The 22115-nt window shown below is 45.8% G+C and carries 16 protein-coding genes; 12 read left to right on the forward strand and 4 right to left on the reverse strand.

The window, feature by feature from the left end; all coding sequences use genetic code 11:
• Positions 1-148 precede the first annotated feature (148 nt).
• Entirely contained in the window at positions 149-1060 is a 912-nt protein-coding gene (locus AABW11_RS07705; protein ID WP_340104265.1) for a carbon-nitrogen hydrolase family protein, read from the forward strand.
• 451 nt (positions 1061-1511) lie between these two features.
• Positions 1512-3536, forward strand: a complete 2025-nt coding sequence (locus AABW11_RS07710) for a serine hydrolase domain-containing protein (RefSeq protein ID WP_340104267.1) — start codon at positions 1512-1514, stop codon at positions 3534-3536.
• A 256-nt stretch (positions 3537-3792) separates the two neighbouring features.
• On the opposite strand, the gene AABW11_RS07715 is transcribed toward AABW11_RS07710, so the two are convergent.
• On the reverse strand, positions 3793-4560 hold the full coding sequence (locus tag AABW11_RS07715) for a ZIP family metal transporter (RefSeq protein WP_445263748.1): 768 nt from the start codon (positions 4558-4560) through the stop codon (positions 3793-3795).
• Positions 4561-4978: 418 nt separating this feature from the next.
• Between AABW11_RS07715 and AABW11_RS07720 the strand changes: the two genes are divergently transcribed.
• The gene (locus AABW11_RS07720) at positions 4979-5182 is read left to right on the forward strand and encodes a dodecin family protein (protein ID WP_340104271.1); all 204 of its coding nucleotides are present in this window, start codon (positions 4979-4981) and stop codon (positions 5180-5182) included.
• Positions 5183-5266: 84 nt separating this feature from the next.
• The gene (locus AABW11_RS07725; protein ID WP_340104273.1) at positions 5267-6580 is read left to right on the forward strand and encodes an RNase J family beta-CASP ribonuclease; all 1314 of its coding nucleotides are present in this window, start codon (positions 5267-5269) and stop codon (positions 6578-6580) included.
• On the opposite strand, the gene AABW11_RS07730 is transcribed toward AABW11_RS07725, so the two are convergent.
• Both AABW11_RS07730 and AABW11_RS07735 read right to left on the reverse strand, forming a co-directional pair.
• Positions 6577-7428: a universal stress protein gene (locus AABW11_RS07730; RefSeq protein ID WP_340104275.1), complete on the reverse strand. Its 852-nt coding sequence runs from the start codon at positions 7426-7428 to the stop codon at positions 6577-6579. The genes AABW11_RS07725 and AABW11_RS07730 overlap by 4 nt on opposite strands.
• A 2-nt stretch (positions 7429-7430) precedes the next feature.
• The gene (locus AABW11_RS07735; protein ID WP_340104277.1) at positions 7431-9860 is read right to left on the reverse strand and encodes a Lon protease family protein; all 2430 of its coding nucleotides are present in this window, start codon (positions 9858-9860) and stop codon (positions 7431-7433) included.
• Positions 9861-10236: 376 nt separating this feature from the next.
• Here AABW11_RS07735 and AABW11_RS07740 point away from each other — a divergent pair, with 376 nt between their 5' ends.
• A complete protein-coding gene (locus AABW11_RS07740; RefSeq protein WP_340104279.1) occupies positions 10237-13305 on the forward strand; it encodes a BamA/TamA family outer membrane protein in 3069 nt (1022 codons plus the stop codon).
• 286 nt (positions 13306-13591) lie between these two features.
• A complete protein-coding gene (locus AABW11_RS07745) occupies positions 13592-15124 on the forward strand; it encodes a M20/M25/M40 family metallo-hydrolase (RefSeq protein WP_340104281.1) in 1533 nt (510 codons plus the stop codon).
• Positions 15125-15282: 158 nt separating this feature from the next.
• Here AABW11_RS07745 and AABW11_RS07750 read toward each other — a convergent pair whose 3' ends face one another.
• Positions 15283-15855, reverse strand: a complete 573-nt coding sequence (locus AABW11_RS07750) for a DsrE family protein (protein ID WP_340104283.1) — start codon at positions 15853-15855, stop codon at positions 15283-15285.
• Between the two features lie 147 nt (positions 15856-16002).
• Here AABW11_RS07750 and AABW11_RS07755 point away from each other — a divergent pair, with 147 nt between their 5' ends.
• The 6 genes from AABW11_RS07755 to AABW11_RS07780 all read left to right on the forward strand — a co-directional run bounded on the left by AABW11_RS07755 (position 16003) and on the right by AABW11_RS07780 (position 22010).
• Positions 16003-16137 (forward strand): hypothetical protein, encoded by a 135-nt coding sequence (locus tag AABW11_RS07755; protein WP_340104285.1) that lies wholly within the window; start codon positions 16003-16005, stop codon positions 16135-16137.
• 12 nt (positions 16138-16149) lie between these two features.
• A complete protein-coding gene (locus tag AABW11_RS07760) occupies positions 16150-16449 on the forward strand; it encodes a serine hydrolase domain-containing protein (RefSeq protein ID WP_340104649.1) in 300 nt (99 codons plus the stop codon).
• 84 nt (positions 16450-16533) lie between these two features.
• Positions 16534-17526 (forward strand): DUF4097 family beta strand repeat-containing protein, encoded by a 993-nt coding sequence (locus tag AABW11_RS07765; protein ID WP_340104287.1) that lies wholly within the window; start codon positions 16534-16536, stop codon positions 17524-17526.
• Positions 17523-19634: a PP2C family protein-serine/threonine phosphatase gene (locus AABW11_RS07770; protein WP_340104289.1), complete on the forward strand. Its 2112-nt coding sequence runs from the start codon at positions 17523-17525 to the stop codon at positions 19632-19634. Before AABW11_RS07765 ends, AABW11_RS07770 begins: the two co-directional genes overlap by 4 nt.
• A 21-nt stretch (positions 19635-19655) precedes the next feature.
• The gene (locus AABW11_RS07775) at positions 19656-21032 is read left to right on the forward strand and encodes a hypothetical protein (RefSeq protein ID WP_340104291.1); all 1377 of its coding nucleotides are present in this window, start codon (positions 19656-19658) and stop codon (positions 21030-21032) included.
• A 90-nt stretch (positions 21033-21122) separates the two neighbouring features.
• Positions 21123-22010, forward strand: coding sequence for an alpha/beta hydrolase (locus AABW11_RS07780; RefSeq protein WP_340104293.1), 888 nt, complete (start codon positions 21123-21125; stop codon positions 22008-22010).
• The last annotated feature ends 105 nt before the right edge of the window (positions 22011-22115 follow it).

Raw genomic sequence — 22115 nt, forward strand, 5'->3', positions numbered from 1 at the left:
GAGTGAGATTTGGGGGGCTTCTCTGTGGCTTCAGTGCTTCTGTGACCTTCAAACAACTGTCCTCTATAGGAATTAAGGCCGGAATTGATCATAGTGTCTGAAGCTTTTCCGTCTGTATCACATTAAACACCTGATCAGCAGGTAACCTATGCCAAATACAATAAAAGTAGCTGCCGCACAGCTTTCACCTGTTTTCCTCAATAAGACAAAAACCGTAGAGAAGGCGTGCTCTGCCATTCTCGAGGCCGGAGGGAACGGGGCAAAACTCATTGTCTTTCCCGAAGCGTTTATTTCCGGGTATCCTGACTGGGTATGGCTCATTCCCAATAGCAAAGGAGCCGAGCTGAATGAGCTCTATATAAAACTGGTCGAGAATGCGGTTTCTGTCCCTGACCAGGCAACGGTTCAGCTTTGCAAGGCGGCAAAGAAAGCAGGGATTAATGTTGTGATGGGGATGAACGAACGAAATTCCGAAACGAGCGGGGCAAGCCTGTACAACAGCCTGTTGTTTATAAGCGAAAGGGGCGACATCATGGGCAGACACCGCAAGCTGATTCCCACCGGAGGCGAGCGGCTGGTTTGGGCACAAGGGAAGGGAGATACGCTAAAATCGTATGACACCTCAGCGGGTAAACTGGCCGGCCTGATTTGCTGGGAGAACTACATGCCACTGGCAAGGACCGCTATCTACGAAGGCGGTGCTCAAATACTGGCGTCTCCCACATGGGACAAAAGCCCCAACTGGCTTCAGTCCATACAGCATATCGCGCGGGAAGGCGGACTCTTTGTCATCAGTACCTGTATGGCCCTGAGAATGGATGATATTCCGGATGAGTACAATTTTAAAAAACTGTATCCAGAGGGACGAGAATGGGTCAACACAGGCAACAGCTGCATCATTGCTCCGGGCGGAAAAATCCTGGCCGGTCCGCTGGATGCGGAAGAGGGAATTTTATACGCTGATATTGACCTCCAACAGATCATCGCCGCCAAGCGTATGTTCGATGTGGCAGGGCACTACGCCAGGCCGGATGTGTTCAACTTTTCTGTGAATGAGTAGGTTTATAAACTTTAAACTGTTTGCCATAAACAGATTTCAAAAGGACTCAGTTTAAATGAGGGTGAAATATTTCAAAGCGGACATCATTTATTCTACTACCGGGTGGATCGAGGTAAATGAAGCTGAGACGGATGTAAACAAAGGTTGGATTGAAAAATACATTTGCCGGGCAAAAATAAATCAGAGAATTTTGCAGCAGTTTCCAATTGCATTGAGGGTATGAAAGTTAACCGGGTATGTCTCGTTTCGCGGATAAAACCAATCGGGATTTGAATAGTTTGAAGGATTCAATTTGGTAATCTGAATATTGAATTTAGATACTGAATAGGGTCTGTTTTTCATGACGTTGCTTGCAAAGTACAGTTGGAAATAGGCATGAAATCAAATAATATATCAATAGGGATAAATTACTTTTAATGTTACGAGAGAACCAACACAAATATGAGAGACTATGAAAAATCAACATCCGCATATTAAGGCTATATCTTCATTTAAAATTTTGATGGGCAGCAGCAAAACTTTTTTATGCATCACTCTACTCTTCAGTTTTATATCGGTGAGTTCGCATGAGGTAAATGCAACAGCACTTGTTGGTCAGCAGGCTGATACTTTGTCTGTTGACAATCGAGATAGCATTGAGGCTGACACCACAGGGCAAATTAACTACCAGGAGCTAAGTGAGTTTATCGATGGTATTGTAGCAGCCCAGCGGCGCGAGCATCAACTATCCGCTTTAGCTGTTTCGGTTTTGCACAACGACAGTCTGTTTTTTTCCAGTGGTTACGGACTGGCCGATATTGAATCTGAGCGGCCGGCAGAGGCGGACCAGACACTTTTTAGGATCGGTTCGGTATCCAAAACTTATACATGGACAGCCGTGATGATACTGGTAGAACGGGGATTGCTGGACCTGGACAGGAACGTAAATGAGTACCTTAGCGAGGTTCAGATTGAGGAGGCTTTTGATGAGCCAGTGACCATGCGCCACCTGATGTCTCACCGCGCCGGTTTTGAGGACTCTATTCAGTTATTTGCCGTAGCAGATGATGACCCGCGCACTCGTTCTCAGCTTTTAAGCGATCACCAGCCCAAGCGGGTGTTTCCACCGGGTGTGCGAACGTCCTACTCCAACTGGGGTGCTGCTCTTGCTGCACAGATTGTTGAAGATGTTGCAGAAGTGCCATTTGAAGTATTACTCCGAGAAGATATTCTGGATCCACTTGGCTTGGAGAATACCATTACTGATTTACCTGCCGAGATGAATGAAAATGATAACGTGAACCTGGCTACCGGGTATAAGCCAGATCGAGGTGCGCTGGATATACAAAATTATTTACAGCTTGGTGCATACTGGCCTGCTGGCGGCATGGCAGCTACTGCAGCGGATATGGCACGATGGATGCAGTTTCATCTGAATGGAGGAGAACTGGATGGTGTGCGTCTGCTTTCCTCCAGCACACATGAACAGATGTGGACAAGGGCTTTCAACGACAGGCCAAATGGTGCCGATGTTGCCCACGGATTTCAGGACCGGCCCTACCGTGGGGTGAGGATGATAGGGCATAGTGGCGGCACGGCAGCTTTCCTCACTAATATGATAATGGTACCTGAGCTGAATCTTGGAATATTTCTTTCACAGAATAGTGCTGAGAGTTCATCTGCTATATTCCATCTTCCCGAATTAATTATCGATCAGATTCGCGGCTACACTTACCAGCCTTTACTGGTCAAAGAGTCCACCGGTGACGAACTAGAGGATATGGCCGGAACGTACCTCAATAACCGGCGCGTCTTGTCAACTTTTGCTGCGGTTATGGGACTATCATCTTCTGTTACCCTTTCCACAGTATCTGACAGCGCTATTGTTTTAAGTGGTTTGGGAGAAAGCACTTATTATAGAAGATGGGAAGGGCGGGAAGATATCTTTGAAGATGCGGCGGGTAATCGGCTTTCAGTCATTCAGGACGACCTTGGAAACGTCGCAGCATTAGCTGATGGCAGTGGTGTTCATAGTATGGAGAGGGTGGGTTTTATGAATAACCCAAATACGTTTTTTGGTTCATTTGGTCTCGTTCTGCTACTCACGCTCACAACCTTACTTGGAGCATGGAGGAGATTCGGGCATAGTCAAAATCATGGATTATCTTCTCGCATAGCCGGTTTCACATCATTTCTGGCTTCCGTATCTATATTGACCCTGGTTGTCGCTGCAGCAATACTGGTAACGTCACTTTCAGGTTTCGACATCAGCCAAATGCCGGAAAACTATCCATCAAGTTCCATGTATTTCACTCACTATGCCGGCTGGTTCGTTGCAGTCATGTCACTGATCATGTTAATTGGTCTCTGGCCGGTATGGTCATCCTCCGGGTTGAAATTATTTCGCCGCCTTCATTACAGTTTGTATGCGGTTGCTCTATTTTTCTTCGTCATTCAGCTTTGGCAGTGGCGGGTCATTGGAGCTGAAGTAATCTGACGGAAGTAGTGTTTAACTACCTATAATTTACATATCTCAGAGCGAAATGAGGGCATCACCCGCGATCATCCATTCACTGATAGAGCGGGTTTATCGCATTAGCAAGAATGAGCTGTTTAGCCAGACAAAGTCATTTTTATCCCGCCTTTTTTACAGATTGCTAATTCACTTTCCATCACTATAAGAATCTCAGCTTGATTCATAATTTAAATAGGAGGATTAGATCAGTTCATGAAAATTGATGCCATGAGCATTCTCAGACGTCGATAGCAAACTGGAAGAGAATCATACCGATGGCGGTAATGAGCATAAGCAGATACACATATTTGCTATTTAACTCTTCACGTGCATCAGGCACAAGTTCTTTAAACACCATCCAAAACATGGCTCCAGCTGCAAATCCAAGGCCGATCGGGAGATAAGTTTTAAAGGCAAGCACAAAAAGAAACGCCGGTATTGCCATAATGGGTTGCGGAATACTGCTGAATATACTCCATAAAGCAGCTTTTCTGACGCTCGTGCCACGAGGTATTAAAATCAGACTAATGGCAAGACCTTCCGGAATGTTGTGGATGGCTATAGCAATGGCTATAAATGACCCGAAAGATGGGCTTTCCCCGAATGAGACCCCAACGCCAATGCCTTCTGCAAAGGAGTGGACCGTCATTATTCCAACAATCATCAACATTTTGATGGCACTTGCACCGGTCACTTGTCCTATCGAATAATCTTTATCCGTGTTGTTAAGGATTTTATGGGAAATAAATACCAGTGTGCCACCGGCAATAAGGCCCCCGATAACTTTAAAAGTTTTTTGATCAACCCCTTCGATTGTAATGCCTTCATAAACAAGCCCAATGCTTGCGCCGAGCATTAACCCGGCCGCAACTGAATTTCCAATACCCAGCCATTTGTTATCAAATTCCTTGATGAATAAAAACGGTATGGCTCCAAAACCTGTTGCAGCGGCCGTGACGAAAGCAGCTATAAAGACATGAAAAATGGTTACGGTGCCCCCGGCCATATCTCCCACCACCCAGTATGAAGCGGCCAAAACAGCTATAAAAAGTAATATGGCAAATGCGCCGTTAAGAGCATCATTCTCATCAGGCCGTTCAATAGCATTTTTTGCACTCATGGTTATCGACAAAGGTTAGTTTAAGAAATTGAGGGGATGATCTTGCAAGACAAACAGGTTAAGAAATGTTTTACGTGGATAAAAAATAAATAGATCGCTAGAGAAGGTAATTACCCCTGAGTGCGGGTAGAAGTATTGTGAAAAACTGATTATTGAATTGCAGTTTTTTAAAAGATCAAAGCATAAACGGCAGTCTGCATAGAAATCAACTGCATGTAACTGAAATACAACACGTTACTGAATGATGAGGTAAAAAGCGCTGTTATAGTATATCATAGTAAATTCAAACAAAGCAGGAGAAGACATGGCCATAACAAAAGTAATAGAAGTGATAGCAAGTTCAGAGAAAAGCTTTGACGATGCCACAAAAAATGCACTTGAAGAGGCGTCAAAATCGGTTAATAACATTACATCTATCTACGTGAAAGAGATGAACGCAAATGTTACAAATAATCAAATAGTATCGTATGCTGTAAATGCCAAAGTCTCTTTTGAAGTGGGTAAGTAAATTATGTTTAAACGTCTATTAAATATTTAAGCATCCCTGGCCCGGTGAATTTTCACCGGGCTTTTTAATTTAAAAAGGTTCATTATGAAGGTATATACAATCGGAGGGTATAACGAAGTAGGAAAAAACATGACGGCCATAGAGGTTCGCGATGAGATCGTTATCCTTGATATGGGATATGACATGGAGGAGCTTATAGACATGGAAAATCCGTCTGAATCGTCGCCCACAAAAATGATGATCCAGTCCGGGGTCATTCCCAATGACAAGATGTTGTACCAGCAGCGGGAGAAAGTGAAAGGAATTGTCATCGGCCATGGTCATCTCGATCATGTTGGAGCCGTAGCCAAAATGGCCGGCTCGTACAATTGCCCGATTTTTGCATCTCCCTATACCATGAAAATCATTGAAGAGCAGATCAGCCAGGACAATAAAGAGGTGAACAATAAACGGATTGTGCTTGAGCCCGGGACAATCCACAACCTGACATCTAACATTGCGATTGAATTTGTAAAAGTGACCCACTCTATCCCTGATTCCATGCTCACGGTACTTCATACGCCGGAAGGACGCATGGTGTACGGGCTGGATTTTCGGATTGACAGAAACCCTGTGATGGGCGGTAAGGTTGACTTTGACCGGCTCAATCAGCTTGGCAAAGAAGGAGTAAAAATATTAGTGGGAGATTCTACCCGTGTAGGTGACCGTGGCACCAGCTCTACAGAGTCGGCAGTAAAAGAACAGCTAAATAATATATTAGACCAGCTCTATAAAGATCGATCGGCAGTCGTTGTGACAACATTTTCATCTCATATTGAGCGGCTGAAAAGTATCATGGACGTGAATGACGGCCGGCGAAAAATTGCGTTAATCGGGCGATCGCTCAAAGAGTATACAAAAGCGGCTGATGATCTTGGATACCTGGATCGTAAAGGCGTGGAAATTGCCAGTTTCCGTGAAGAAGTGAATGATCTTTTTGAAAAAATAAGTGAAAACAGGGAAAAATGGCTGATTGTTTGTACCGGAAACCAAGGTGAGGAGCGATCGGTTCTTAAAAAGCTTTCGAAGGATCAGTATCCGTTTCAACTTCAGGAAGGGGATCATGTGGTATTCTCTACATCCACCATTCCAACACTCATCAACAAAGCTGAACGGTATAAGCTTGAACGAAGCTTGAAGAAGAAAAATGTAACACTACATCTTGATATCCACGCCTCGGGACACGGTCACCGTGAAGACCTGAGAATTCTGATTCAGACGTTAAGACCAGACATCATGATTCCCGGCCATGGCGATATTCAGAAACTTGCAGAACACGTCACGCTGGCACAGGAAGAGGGATATAAATTGAATGAAAACCTCTTTATTTGTGAAAATGGCAATGTCCTGGAATTTTAAATGGTAAGGAGTACGGGGCTATCAGCAGTGTCGAGAATTAGCTCCAGGACATTGCGCTTAGTGAACCGCTTGGTTTTTGGCAGGATCACTATTCCACCTCGAAGACTGTTTACGAGGAACAGGAAGCGTCCCATATCAGCTTGTTGAAGTGTGACAATTTGCGCCTCGCGTTCGTTAGTCAGCGTCTCTTTAAGGTTATATTTGTGATCATCGACCGGAAATGCTTCTGAAATGTCAATCACGGCGAAGCTGGTTTCGTTTTTTTCGGCTACATCAGATGCAAAGGATAGTCCGGAAACGCTGCGTTCTGAACCATCAAAGACTACGATTGGAGAACGCTCCGGCGTATAGCTTTTTTGAAGTATCAGTACGGGTTTTTCGGCTTTCTGCAGAATGGTCAAAGCAGTGCTTCCAATTTTTTCAGATCTTGATTTCGAATAAGACCGTCCCCTGCTGCCAATGGTGATAATATCGGAGTCTTCTGCAGCCTCCAGAATTTTTTCGGCGACTTTCCCTTCTGCTGAGCTCCAGGTATGAGAAAGTTCGTGTTGCCTGGAAATCAGTTCAAAATGTTCCCGAATGGTTTTTTCGAGAGACCGGATTTCCTGCTCTATCGATTTTCGGCCGACAGATGATAGTCTGCCTGTTAATTCCTCCACCTCTACCAGAGACGGCAGCTCACTGAGGCGGAGCCACTTAGGATCCCGAACGAAGATTCCATGAATTCTCGCCTGCAGAAGCTGTGCAATTATCGCAGCGGTTTCAAGTGCCGTTCTGCTGTGATAAGAGTGGTCGAGAGCTACCAGTATTTCCTTTAATTTTTCGGAATTGTCGTCTGAGTCAGTCATGATTAGTCTTCTCCGTTTTCGGAGATCATAAATTCACGTCGTTTGTCGGCAAGTTGATTGAGCCGGTCCATCACTTTATAATTAATAGTTCCCTCGGGGTAATTGCCGTCCTCGTCCAGGTCTCCCATCTCGAGTCCAGTCAGGATTTCCATACCCTCATCCACTGATTCAACGGAGTAAATGTGAAACTCTTCGTTGTCTACGGCCTCACGTACATCTTTTCGAAGCATAAGGTTTTTTTCGTTGGCCTGTGGAATCAGAACACCCTGTTCGCCGGTAAGCCCCCGCTCCTTACAAATATCAAAATACCCTTCAATTTTTTCGTTCACGCCGCCAATCGGCTGCACTTTTCCATGCTGATTGACTGAGCCTGTTACGCTGAAAGATTGCTTGATGGGAATATCACCGATGGATGAAAGCAATGCGTAGAGTTCGGCTGATGAAGCACTGTCGCCATCTATGTTGGAGTAAGACTGTTCGAATACAATACTTGCCGAAAGTGAAAGCGGACGATTTTTAGCATATCGCTCGCCCAGAAAACCCTTTAAGATCAGAACACCCTTTGAGTGTATGGGACCGCTCATCTCTACTTCACGTTCAATGTCTACAATGTCTCCTTTACCGAGCTGCACGCGTGCTGTAATGCGGGTTGGCCGGCCAAACGTACTGTTTCCGATCATCGATACGGACAAACCGTTAACCTGACCAGGGTGTTCGCCTTCTGTGTCAATGAAAATATAGTCCCGGTTAATTGCTTCATGGACTTTATCCTTCAGTCGGCCGGACCGGTAAATTTTATGCTCAATAGCTTTTTCCACGTCATCAAGCTTAACAACATCGTTGCCGTTTTTCTTAGCCCAATGATTAGATTCAATCAGAAGTTCTACGATTTCTCCTGTCTTGGCAGATAGTTTTTCGCTGTCGCCTGCCAGTCGTGCGCTCTGCTCAATAACCCGTCCTACTGCATATTTATCAAAATGTGTAAGCTCGTTCTTTTTAATCAGGCCTGCCAGAAGCTGAACATACTGGTCATGATTATTGCTGTCGCGGTCTATCTCGTCTTCAAAATCAGCTTCAACCTTAAAGAGTGATTTGAATTCCGGGTCAAGCTCGCAAAGCATATAGTAAAGCAATCGTTCGCCGATGAGAACTACCTTAACGTCAAGGTCAATAGGCTCAGGTTCCAGGGAAACGGTGCTTATGAGACTATAGGACTCGCCCAAAGATTCAATTTTTAGCTCGCCTGATTTCAGAGCACGTTTAAGGCCTTCCCAGGCAAATGGTTCCATAATCACATTGCGTGCATGTAAAATGAGGTAGCCGCCGTTTGCTTTGTGAAAAGCCCCCGGTTTAATCAGGTTAAAGTTGGTGGTAAGTGCACCCATCCTGGACTGGTATTCTACCTTACCCACTAAATTTTTGTAGTTGGGATTATCCTCATGAATAACCGGCGCCCCCTCAGTGTCGCTGTGATCTACCAGCACGTTTACTTTATATCGGTCTAAAATCGGGTTTTGGGACGCATCCGGCTGCTGCTGCGATTGCTGTCCGCCGCCGGCCAGTTGTAGCATTGGATTTCCCTGCCCCTGTGGATTCATGATTTTTTGCACGTTATCAACGATATCCATCTCAACGCTATCTAAAAAGTCCTGGACCTCTTCAAGGTCTGAAAACTCATCCCGAACCTTTTTGAATAACTCTTTGATAGCATTTGTTGCAATTTCTTTATCCAGCTTCTTCTGCTCATCACGGATCTCCCGTTTGTTGGAGGGCATTTTCTGGATAATTTTCTGAAGCTCTTGCTGTAGTTTCTTCGTCTCTTCTTCCAGGCGCTCTTTCTCCTCGTCCGATAGCTCCTTCAAATCTTCATTGTCCATCAAGTCGCCGTCTTTCATGGGGGTAAATGTGAAGCCGGCGGGGGTTCTGACAAGGGCAAGGCCTTTTTCTTTTGCCTTTTTCTGCAGCTCCTCAAACGACTCATCCTGATCTTGCTGAAGCCTGTTTTTAAGTGACTGCTTCCTGTTTTGATACTCTTCCGTTTCAAACGATGACCGCAGTGTAGGAACCAGATCTTCTATAAGCTGATCCATCATCTCTTTAAGCTTCATGCCTCTGCCGGCGGGTACTTTCAGGACCCCGGGCTTGTATCGGTCATCAAAATTATTGATGTAGCAAATGTCAGGCGGTGTGGGTTTGTCTTTGGCTTTTTGCCCCATGAATTGCCGGATATGACTCAGTCGGTTTGTCTCATTTGGGCCAAGAGCAAAAATATTGTAGCCGTCTTTTGGAATATCTACCCCAAGTTCCATTGATGAGGATAAACGCTCCTGTCCGATAATTGTCGATGTGTCTGTGATATCTTCTGTGGTCTCAAAATCAAACGCATCGGTTTCGCATGCCAGTATTAACTTCTCTTTCGTTAGTTTTTTCACTTTAGCTGCCTCTTATTTTTAGATTTAACTCCTTGAGCTTCTTATTATATAGAATGAATGATTATAAGTTGTAGTTCCACGTGCAGAAATAAAACCTGATGTTTAACATAGAAAGAACGATCGCAGATCACCTTCTCTGAGAGATCAAGAATCAGGTTTTAGGATTGTTTTCGATGATTTAGCACCCAGGCATCTGCTATATCGACGAAAAATTCTGATGAGTGCTTTGTATAAACGAGTTTGTTTGAAAGCAAAAGAGCAGGTTAAAGCGCTTAGGCGGAACTATTTTTATCGAAAACAGGAGATTTGGAACTCTATCATGCTGGCGCTCATTGATTTAATATGAGGCTAATCCTAAAACTCAAAACCACCTCCCATGAATAAGGTAAATAAGCTCCCCTACTGGATCTTTTTTTGTGTTGGTTTGATGATCTTACCCGATTTGGTAAATGCCCAATATTTTGGGAGAAACAAAGTCCAATATGAAGATTTCGATTTTGAAATTCTGCATACTCCAAATTTTGACATCTACTATTATCCGCGCGAAAGAGAAGCGGTCACTCAGCTTGGGGTTCTTTCCGAGCGATGGTACAGCCGTCATTCACAGGTATTTAATTATACATTTGCCGGAGTAAATCCCCTTATTTTATATGCAAATCATGCCGATTTCCAGCAAAATAATATAGTACCCAATGTTGGGGTTGGTACCGGTGGTGTTACCGAGGGCCTCAGGAACCGGGTGATTATGCCCATGGCTGAGTCTAATCGGAGCACCAATCATGTATTGGGCCACGAATTGGTACACGCGTTTCAATACAGGTTAGCGAAGGGAAGTAATATCGGCGGCGTTCGAGCTACATCAAACATTCCGCTGTGGTTTATTGAAGGAATGGCCGAATATTTATCCATAGGGCCGGAAGATGCGCAAACTGCCATGTGGATGCGCGATGCCGTACTTCGGGATGATCTGCCCAGCGTCAGCGATCTTGCAAACAGCCGGGAATATTTTCCCTACCGGTACGGTCACTCTCTCTGGACGTTTATGACAGGTACCTGGGGCGATCAAATTGTTTACCCACTGTATGAATCAGTTGCAGTTAATGGAATCAAAAGTGGCCTGCAGGATACGCTAAATATTTCCCCCGATTCTCTTTCCGGGCTATGGCACGAAGCCATCACATCTGCTTACCGGGAAGATGTGGAACGAGCTACACCTCCCGATGAAATAGGTGAAGAGATATTTTCCGGTGATAATGAATTTTTGAGAACAGCCCCATCTATAAGCCCTGATGGTGAGTATGTTATATATATTTCCAACGAAGAACTTTTTTCACTGGAATGGTACCTTGCTGATGCCGAAACAGGTGAAGTGATCCGAAGCCTGACAAACACACTCACCGACCCCCACCTGAATGCACTTCGGTTTATTGAATCATCCGGCAGCTGGTCGCCCGATGGCGAACGGTTTGCAGCTGTTGTTTTTGAAAAGGGTGACAACCAAATTATTATCATAGATCCGGACGACGGAGGCATAACCAGGGAGCTTCGGTTTGATGAAATTGATTCCATGACCAATCCGGCGTGGTCACCTGACGGAAATAAAATTGTCTTTTCCGGCTCCAGTGATGGCTTTAGTGATCTGTGGATGTATCATATGGAAGAAGATTCACTGCAGCAGCTAACCGACGAAAGGTATGCTGATTTGCAGCCTGCCTGGTCGCCAGATGGCCAAACGGTGGCTTTTATTTCAGACCGGGGCCCGGATACTGATCTCGAAAGCCTGGATTTCGGTGAAATGGTGATTTCGCTGATGGATTTAGAAACAGGTCAGATCACGTCATTGCCGATATTTGAAGACGCTAAACATATCAATCCACAGTTTAGCCCTGATGGAAATTCATTGTTTTTTATTTCAAATGCTGATGGCGTCAATAATATTTACCGGTTTGATTTACAGACTCTGGATCGCTATCAAGTAACGGATGTAAGTACCGGGGTAAGCGGTATTAGCCAGCACTCACCTGCTATGTCGATTGCCGGTGAAACGGGTACAATGATTTTTACCACCTTCAGCCAGTCAAATTATCTGTTTAGAAAATTCTCGGCCGATCAACTCACAGGAGAACTGGTAGAGCAGGATCAGCCAGGGGTGAACGCAAAAATGCTCCCTCCTTTCGATCGAAGAGGTCCTCAGTCGGTTTCCGAGCTGCTTTCGCAAACAGGTATAAGCATGCTTCCCGATTCAGTCGTATCCAGGTCAGATTATGAGCCGACTCTTCGCCTCAGCTATATTGGGGGTGGTGGCGGAATTGGAGTATCGAACCAGCTTGGTGTAGGTGCAGGAGGCGGTATTGATATGCAGTTTAGTGATATGCTGAACCAGCATCAGCTGATGACCACACTCCGCATACAGGGCACGTACAAAGATTTGGGAGGACAGGTGGCTTATCTCAATAGAGACAACCGTTTTATTTGGGGAGGGTCTGTATCTCACATCCCTTTTAGAACCAGCCGCGCATTTTTCTCGCAGGATACCACATCCGTGGATGGAGACGAAGTTGTAGTTCCAACCATAAATCGTATAAACCGGCGCGTATTTAGCGACAGGATTTCAGCGCTGGGTATGTATCCGATTTCTACCACTCAGCGGCTGGAAAGCAGTGTGGGTTTCAGGCATATATGGTATGATGTAGAACTGGAAAAGACGTTTTTAAATCAATTTGGCAATCCGTTTCGGCGCGATGTCGAAGGATTTGATACTCCTTCTCCTCTCAATCTTTTTGATGCTTCCATCGCTTACGTTCAGGACAGTTCTATACCCGCTCTCACCGGCCCGATCGATGGCCAGCGGATGCGGTTTGAGGTTACCCCAACCACGGGATCATTGAATTTCGTAAGTACGCTGGCAGACTACAGAAAGTACTTCTACTTACAGCCGTTCACCCTGGCGTTCAGAGCACTTCACAGCGGACGATATGGCGAGGATGCCAATGACGACCGGCTCAGCCCTGAATTTGTTGGTTTTGAAAGTCTAATGAGAGGGTACAATTTTGCATCTTTTGATCCTGACGAGTGTACGCAGCAGGAGGAAGGTATAACGAACTGTGCTGAGATAAACCGTCTCACCGGCAGCAGTATGGTTGTATCAAACGTAGAATTAAGGTTTCCGCTGCTCGGTCCGGAACAGCTTGCTCTGATCAGTTCACGAACCATACCAACGACACTGACGACCTTTTTTGATGGCGGCGTAACATGGACACCGACTGATCTGCCTGAGTTGAAATGGGAGACACAGACAACGGAACGAATACCGGTATTCAGTGCCGGCGTTAGCCTTCGTGTGAATATTTTAGGTTACCTTATAACAGAACTCTATTACGCGGTTCCCTTTCAACGGCCGGAGAAAGGCGGATATGTAGGGTTTCATATCTCACCGGGTTGGTAAAAATTCGAGAATAGCATATGAATGACTTAATTCACATTTGATTGTCTTTTCTTCGGCAAGAGATGATTTGATTGGTATAAAGAGAGGCTGGTAAATTTTATGCATGATATTAGATAATGTGCTTTCTACTCTCATTCTTGGGTGAAGACGTACTATTGAATCAGCTTTATCTGATATTTAGTTTCACTGTTATTTTTAAACATCTGAAAAAATTGACGTTGAGAAGCAGTTAGGAATCATCTAAGTTATTTCAAAGTATTTTACTCACCAGCTTAATCCGTCCTGAATGCATCGAAACTTACTGATTCTAATCTCTCTGTTAATGTTCGGAACAACACTTCTTCAGGCTCAAACGGCTCCGTTGGAGGCTGCCAGGTCTTATACGGAAGAGAACGCCCATGCCATTTTACAGGACTACATGGAGTTGCTTCGTATTCCTAATGTTGCTTCGGATCTGCCAAATATCAACCGGAATGCAGATGCGCTGATGGATGCATTTGAGAAACGCGGTGTAATTATGGAGCTGCTGACTCTGCCGGATTATCCGGATGCTCCCCCGGTGATTTTCGGCGAGCTAAAGACACCGGGCGCCAGCCGTACTCTCAATATCTATGTCCATTACGACGGGCAGCCCGTAGACCCCGGCAATTGGACACATGATCCCTGGGAACCTGTGCTCTATTCTGGCCCGATAGACCGTGGCGGGCAGCCTATTCCGTTTCCGGCAGCCGATCAGCCGATTGATCCCGACTGGAGAATCTACGGTAGATCAGCATCTGATGATAAAGCCCCTTTCCCGGCGCTGCTTGCTGCTCTGGATGCGCTACAGCAATCTGAGAGTACGCTCACCTCGAATCTGAAGTTCTTTTTTGATGGAGAAGAAGAAATTGGCTCACCCCATATCCCTTACTACCTGGAACGTTATAAAGATAAACTGGCCGGTGATCTATGGCTGATTTTTGACGGGCCGAGGCATCAGAGTGGACGTCCGCAGGTGGTGTTTGGTGTTCGCGGTGTTACCGGAATGGAGGTAACCGTATACGGTCCGCACCGGCCTCTCCATAGCGGGCATTATGGCGGTTGGTCACCTGTGCCGGGTCAAATGCTGGCCGATCTCCTCGCAAGTATGAAGAACGAAACAGGAGAAATACTGATCGAAGGATTTAATGATGAAACGGAACCCATCACCCAGGCGGATCGTGAAGCTTTTGCCACGCTGCCGGATGTTGACGATGAAATCCGGGATGACCTCGGGCTATCATGGACCGAGTTTGAAGGGCGGGCGCTGATAGAAAGCTATATGTATCCCACATTGACAGTGAGAGGGCTGCAAAGCGGAAATGTTGGCGAACTGGCTCGTAATGTAATCCCCACCCGTGCCACAGCCAGCCTCGGGGTGCGGCTGGCAAAAGGCAATGAGCCGGAAGTAATGCTCGATAAAGTAGAGGCGCATATTCGCAGTCAGGGCTACCATATTGTGCATGAAGAACCTGGTTTAGATACGAAAAGAGAGCACAGTAAAGTTGCCAAAGTCACCCGCTCAACAGGCTACCCGGCTATGCGAACATCCATAGATAATCCTATGAGTAAGCGAGTAGCACAGGCAATTGATGATGCTACGGAGGATGATCTTATTCTTTATCCTACAATGGGCGGTACGCTGCCGCTGTATCACTTTGAACAGACCCTGGACGCACCCATTATTATCGTGCCCATTGCGAATCATGACAACAACCAACACGCTCCGGATGAAAATATACGAATTGGTAATATCTGGTATGGCATCGAGATTTACACCGCCATGTTTACCATGGAGTGATTTTGACTGAGTGGTTCGGGATTGATTTTAAATACGATTCTGCGCGAAAGGTTACAGGAGAGGGCAAAAAATTGTGAGTAACAGCTTAAAGTATGTTCATAATATCCTGAAAATGTATAGTCTGATTAGTCAATATCATAATGGTGAAAGAAAAAAGGTTAATCAAACACGAGAAGCTGGAAACCTTTGTGCATATGTTCGGTAACTACCGTGAGCATAGATAATCCAATGGTCACCTCATTATTCACCTCGTTTTGTTCATAACCACGGGCAAGCAGCGATTGCCCGCATACAACTATTTCTGCGCCGGCCTCTTTCAGAGCATCAATAAGCGGTATATTCGGATTGTCAACGTCGTTCTTCCTGCGGTATCCGTCATGGTTCAGGATCGATTCCGTGGCACCGCCATGGGCCACAATCACAACACTGAGATTCTCTTTAGACACTCCGCCCAGGCCGTGCAGATTCATCATTCTCGCCACATTGTTTAGCCCCTGATTGAGACGTTCCTTATCGGATTGAAGGGTTTTCAGATCAATTACAATTCTGTAGTGAATATCGGAATCTGGGTCAACAGCGCCGTTTATTTCGTAAATTCCTCCATAGTTGTTAACAATCGGATACCGGGCATCCTGGGCAAAAGCTGAGGAGGATAATGAGATAGCAAAGAGGATAGTCCCAAAAAGAAAAGGCAGTTTTTTCATTTCACGTGTGGATTGGTTTGATTTCATGTGATTGTGAAATATACTAAACCTGGAAGAGATAGCTCTGGCGGAACCTGGTAATGCGTCCGGCAATATTCCAATCATTTGCTTCAAGAAATTGTGTATCATAGACATACGTATTTTTAAATATCTGCTCATTTGATCGCCAGTATTATGAAAATCCACCCAATGTATGCATCACTCCTGATACTATACCTATTTGCTGTTCCGTCTCTTTTTTCGCAGTCTCCAGCAGCCGTTTTCGAAATGGATATTGAGCCGGCCGATCAAATTGTGGAACGCTTTTAAACTGAACACCAGATTCCAGGAATGAGTGTGTCTGTCTACAGGGGCGAAGAGATGATTCGGTCAAAGGGGTATGCATTTTCTGATCAAGAAACAGAGGCTTCCGTTGAGCCCTCAGCAACCCTGTTAAGGATAGGGAATGTATCAAAAATCTATAAGGCCGCAGATGGTGCATTACTGATAGAGAAGGGAAACCTTGATTTGAATCAGCCGATTCAGGTTTACGTACCCGGCTTTCCTGTGACGAGGCACGCTGTGATAGTTGAAGAAATTGCCTGGCATAACGGTGGAATCCAGTATTATCATCCGGGATGAAATGCTTTATTGACTACGAATTCGAAACCACAATGGAGTTAATGCGTAACAGGTGTTTACAACATCTCACGAATGGTATCATGCATGGCAGTACATAAATCCCTTACGGTTCTCCTCCTTTTTGCCGGGCTCGTTGGATTTTATAATCCCTCTACCGCACAGGATAAAACACCAAAATCAAGACTCATTGAACAAGGCCTGGTGAAAGGCGAACCCTTTGAGTCAGAACGTTTTCCTGTGGACCGAACGGTAGAGCTATCAGTTTTTACGCTTAACGGCAACGTAGAAATCTATGAAAATCCCGATATCGATTACATCCAGATCGATCTCTATGTGGATCGGGGATTTTCTCTTTGGTCGGGCAGTACAAGCCTGGATAATTACCGGATTATATTTCAGCGGACAAGGGAGAAGATTATTGCAAGTGTAGAGCCCAGGCGAACGGAGTCGCGCGTATGGAAAGGCGACAATATCACGTTCAGCTATATCGTACAAACACCAGTAAACGTTTCATCGCGAATTCGAAATACTAAAGGCGATATCTACGCCCGAAATTTAAAAGGTAAGCATCTCATTCAGGCCACGGTGGGGAATTTGTTTCTCGATAATCTTGAGGGTGAAATTAATGCGTTCTCGGCAAGTGGTAACATCACCGCAGAGAATATGAAAGGTGAGCTGAATGCAAAAACGACAAACGGCGGCATTACGGTAGTTAATTCAGACGGGGAAGTTCGCCTGCGAACCGTGACGGGACCCATTGACGCAAATAGCGGGCGCGGGACGTTTATTGCGGCAACCACCACCGGGAATATAAACGCGCGGCTTTTCTCGGTTGGCGAGGGCAGCTATATAGAAACAGTGACGGGTTCAGTTAACCTGACACTGCCTGCAGAGCTAAACTATTCAATACAGGCGTCGGGTTCATCGGTGGACGTGAGTGATCTGCTAAATCAACGTGAATTTGAAGGACGCGTTCAGCAGCGGGTGGCAAACGTCAAATTTGGAAGCGGGACTATTCCAATTCAAATTTCGTCCGTGTCAGGTAATGTGATAATCAAAACGGGCACTAACAGATGATTTTTGAAAGTGCTTCATTGGGGGTGGGAAAAGCCGGTGTGGCGACGGCTCTCTGCCTGATCTTTTGTTGGTCGCCGGTTTCAGCGACTCAAACGGATTCCGGTGTACAGATCTTACAGGCTGATGACCTTCAGAGCCGCGATAATGTTATATATCTTACGGACCAGTGGAAGTATTTTTCCGGAGATGATCTGCAGTTTGCAGCTCCCGGGCTTGACGATTCGGAATGGGATCAGATCAGTACCTATCTGACTTCTTTTGATTTTGCATTTGCCGAGTGGCAGGGCATCGGATGGTTTCGTCTAAAAGTATATGTAGACTCTTCATTAGTAAACAGGCCTCTCGCCCTGCTTATCGAAAAACATCTTGGCGCCTCGGAGGTCTATCTGAACGGTGATGAGGTCTTCAGCCTGGGCAACATCAACCCGGATGGCACAATTGAATCTTACACTGATTTTAAGCCAAAAATGATCGTCTTTCCTGATGCCGGCGAACAGACCATTGCCGTTCGCTATGCCAACTTAACGCCCGATAGCTTTATCGAGGAAGAAGGCATGGCCGGGTTTCGGTTTCTTTTGGGTGATGCAAACTACCATTTAGATTCACGGGTTGATACAGCTATGTGGCGATCGGGCTGGCAAACATTTTTCCTGGGTTCACTCCTTGTATTTGCCGTCATACACCTGCTGCTTTTCTCGTTCTATCCGGCTGAGAAACGGAACCTGTTTTTTGCACTTTTCACGCTCTTCCTCGGTGTTCTGGTCCTGTCAATATTCAAAACAGAATTCACGCACTCCCCTTTTGAGTCAGTCATTTTTACGAAAATCGCCCAGGTAACATGGATACTGACCATTCTCTATGCTCTGAGATTCACTTACAGCTTGTACCAAAAAAGAACACCTGTACAATTCTGGGTCTTTGGAATTGCAGGGCTGATTCTAATTGCAGGAATTTGGTACAACGTGGGGCAGATTTACCTGGCCCGCGAGCTGTTTGTGTTGATTGCAGTTCTTGAAATGCTCAGGGCATTGTTTAAAATCGTGCTGCAGAAACGGTCCGGGTCATGGATTATCGGGTTTGGCATTTTCTGTTTTTTGATGAGCATCCTGTACCGGATTTTGATTAATGCCAATCTGTTAACCGGCGAAACAACCACAGCAAGTATTCTCGGATCAGGCACGATGATCTTTGCGATGTCGGTGTTTCTGTCGCGAGATTTTGCCGTCACGCAAAAACGGCTGGAGCAAAAGCTGATTGAGGTTAAAGATCTTTCCGAAAAAACACTGGAGCAGGAGAAACGGAATAAAGAAATTGAGATCGAAACGCGTCTGCTCGAGGCTGAAAACAAACGGAAAAGTCACGAGCTCGAAGAAGCCCGCACCCTGCAGCTATCAATGCTGCCGAGTAAGCTTCCAAATGTTGATCCGTACGACATTTCCGTGTACATGGAAACAGCCACAGAGGTTGGTGGCGACTACTACGACTACTCTGTTCAGGATGATGGCTGGATGACCCTTGCCCTGGGCGACGCCACGGGCCACGGTATGAAAGCCGGCATTATGGTGGCGGCTGCAAAGAGTAATTTTCATATGCTCGCGGGCGAGAAAGATCAGGTAAAGATGCTGCATCGAATGTCTGACGGGCTTCGGAAAATGGATTTACACATGATGTACATGGGCATGATTATCATGCGCTGTAATGGCATGAAGGCAGAAATTATTTCAGCGGGAATGCCGCCGGTATTATGGTACCGTAAAAAACTGGGACGCGTTGAAACCGTAACGCTGAAAGGCTTGCCGCTCGGCACAAAAGTAGCGTATCCCTATCAGACACGGCAGCTCGAGTTCGACGCGGGCGACACTATTTTACTTATGAGCGATGGGTTGATGGAGCTTTTTAATGAAAAACGTGAACTGCTTGGTTTAGAACGGATAAAGCGGGAACTGCTCAATAAATCCTGCGCGACCTCTAAAGAAATTATCAAGCATATGCGCAGCCTGATGATGAGCTGGAGCGGAGATCATAAAAATGAAGATGACGTAACAATGATGGCCGTCAAAATTAAAGATGATGAAACATACGCTGGATCAGAACGTAGCGAAAAATGATGCAAAACAGAGGAGATCAGAATGAATAAATTTCTACCGGTACTTTTTACAATCATTTTGCTATTCCCGCTTGCGCTGATTGCGCAGCAGACTGAACAGACAGAAGATCCATTCAAACGTGATCCCATCTTTAATAAGTCGCTTGAAGAACTCCTTGGAATGAAATCTGAATCTGAGTCGGATTCTACCGGGATTGAGCCGCAGCGACGATTCAGAAGTTTTCAGCAGGAAGGCATCGATTTTGATGGTGCCCTTGAAGCCGGCCCTTACAACACAAACCCGCTTTACAACCAATTTCCCAACCTCCCGATGATTCACTACAACCGAGTGGACGGCTTGTTCCTTGGCCTTAAAAAAGAGAGAATGCAGTGGTATGATTATGGAGACTGGTTTGATCTCAATAGATTCAGGGTGCATGGACTGATTGGCTATGGCACCGCATCAACACGATGGGATTACGCGATCGGACTGGAGCGGTTTGTTGGAAGACAAAACAGAATTTTGGTTGGGGCTGAACTTCATCGAGCCACCGCCACAGAGGATTATTGGCGTGTCGGGCTCATCGAATCAACGTTTACATCCCTTTTTGCTGCCTACGACTTCCCCGATTATCACCTTAAAGACGGGTTTGGCGTTTATACCGCTGTTAGAGGAAAGCGCTGGTTCGAAGGAGCCTTTTCATATAATAATGACGATTTTTCATCATTATCGGTCGGCACAACTTACTCCTTTTTTGGAAAAAGAAGCACATTCAGGCCTAATCAGCCGATCGATCTTTCCACGGATGAAACCAATATTCAGCGGCTGAATGTTGCACTGTCGTTCAACCCCAAACGGCTGATTTTAACCCGCTACTTTTCCATGTCTGCTATGGCTGAATTAGAGCTGGCGGATAACTCCGGTTTCGATAATGAATTTTCGTATAGCTCGTACCTGGCAGAATTAAATCTATTCTCCAATTTTGAGCCGGGATCTGTTTTGAAATGGCGGCTCAGAGCAGGAAGCATCACGGGAAATGCCCCGTTGTTCAAACAGCTTCAGCTGGGTGGCATTGGGTCACTTCGCGGCTCGCCCTACAAGGTATTCACGGGAAATCAGATGTTGTTGAGCAATGTGGAACTCCAGTTTGGAAGCAGTATTAGCGGCGGCAATGAATGGATTGATTTCGACAGCTTCTATACTACGTTTTTCCTCGATTCTGGATTTGCCCGTCAAAGCAATCTTCTTGAGGACTCAACCAACCCGTTTGATGATATCGATGGATTCAAACTCTCCGACCTTCAGCACGACATTGGAGTGGGCCTTGGATCAGACCTAATCCGTGCCGAGCTCGCATGGCCGCTGAAGCGATTTGGAAGCACACCGGTATTTTGGATTCGGTTTAACCCCACGTTTTAACAGGAGTTGATGCTTAGTGATGTTTCTTTTTCGAAACTGAACGGAAAAAAGCTACATTAAGCATCGACAATTTTAACTAAGATTCCTGTTATGATCTACCGCGCTTGCTCTTACCTCTTTTTATCTATCGTCCTGCTGTTTCCGGCGTTTCTCTCAGCACAAACCAGCACAATCCGCGAAAGTCTTCCGATTGAAAGTTCAGCACTTGGCAAAACTGTAGAGTATAATATCTACCTGCCGAGCGGGTATGAAACATCAAACCGAAGCTACCCGGTGCTCTATCTTCTGCACGGCTATACCGATGATGAAATTGGCTGGACCCAGTTCGGTGAGGTGCAGCAGATCACCGATGTAGCATCAGCCAGCCTTGCGGTGACCGATATGATCATTGTTATGCCTGATGCAGGCGTGAGCTGGTATATCAATAGCCATGACGGAAAGGTAAACTACGAAGATTTCTTCATCCAGGAGTTAATACCGCATGTGGACGAAACCTACCGAACACGGCCAGCCAAAGAGTTCAGGGCTGTGGCGGGCCTGTCGATGGGCGGATATGGTACGCTGATTATGGCCACAAAATATTCGGAGCTTTTTACGGCCGCTGCCCCGCTTAGCGCTGCTGTTTTTCTTGATGAAGAGATCACAGAAATGCCACAGGAAAACTGGGACAATGCTCTTGGCACGCCGTTTGGAGAAGGGCTGGAGGGCGAAGATCGCCTGACCGACCACTACCGCGAAAACTCTATTATTGATATCATGGCGAGTGAAGACCCGGAGAAGCTGAATACCGTAGATTATTATATCGATTGTGGTGATGACGATTTCCTGATTCGCGGTAATATGGAGCTTTACAGCACGATGATTCAGAATGAAATTAACGCTGAATTCAGAGTTCGAAACGGCGCTCATACCTGGGATTACTGGCGAACCGCCCTTCCCGACGTACTTGAATTTGTTAGCGCACGTTTTCACAGGTAGAAATATGAAGACCTTGAAGCGTCCGCAGGACCTCCAAGCGTCTGGTTTAAGTACTGAGAGACTCTGGCAGGAGCCGGAAATGCGCCGGTACTCTGCCAGGTCCGA

It is taken from the genome of Rhodohalobacter sp. 8-1 (assembly GCF_038150125.1).
Classification (GTDB): Bacteria; Bacteroidota; Rhodothermia; order Balneolales; family Balneolaceae; genus SW132.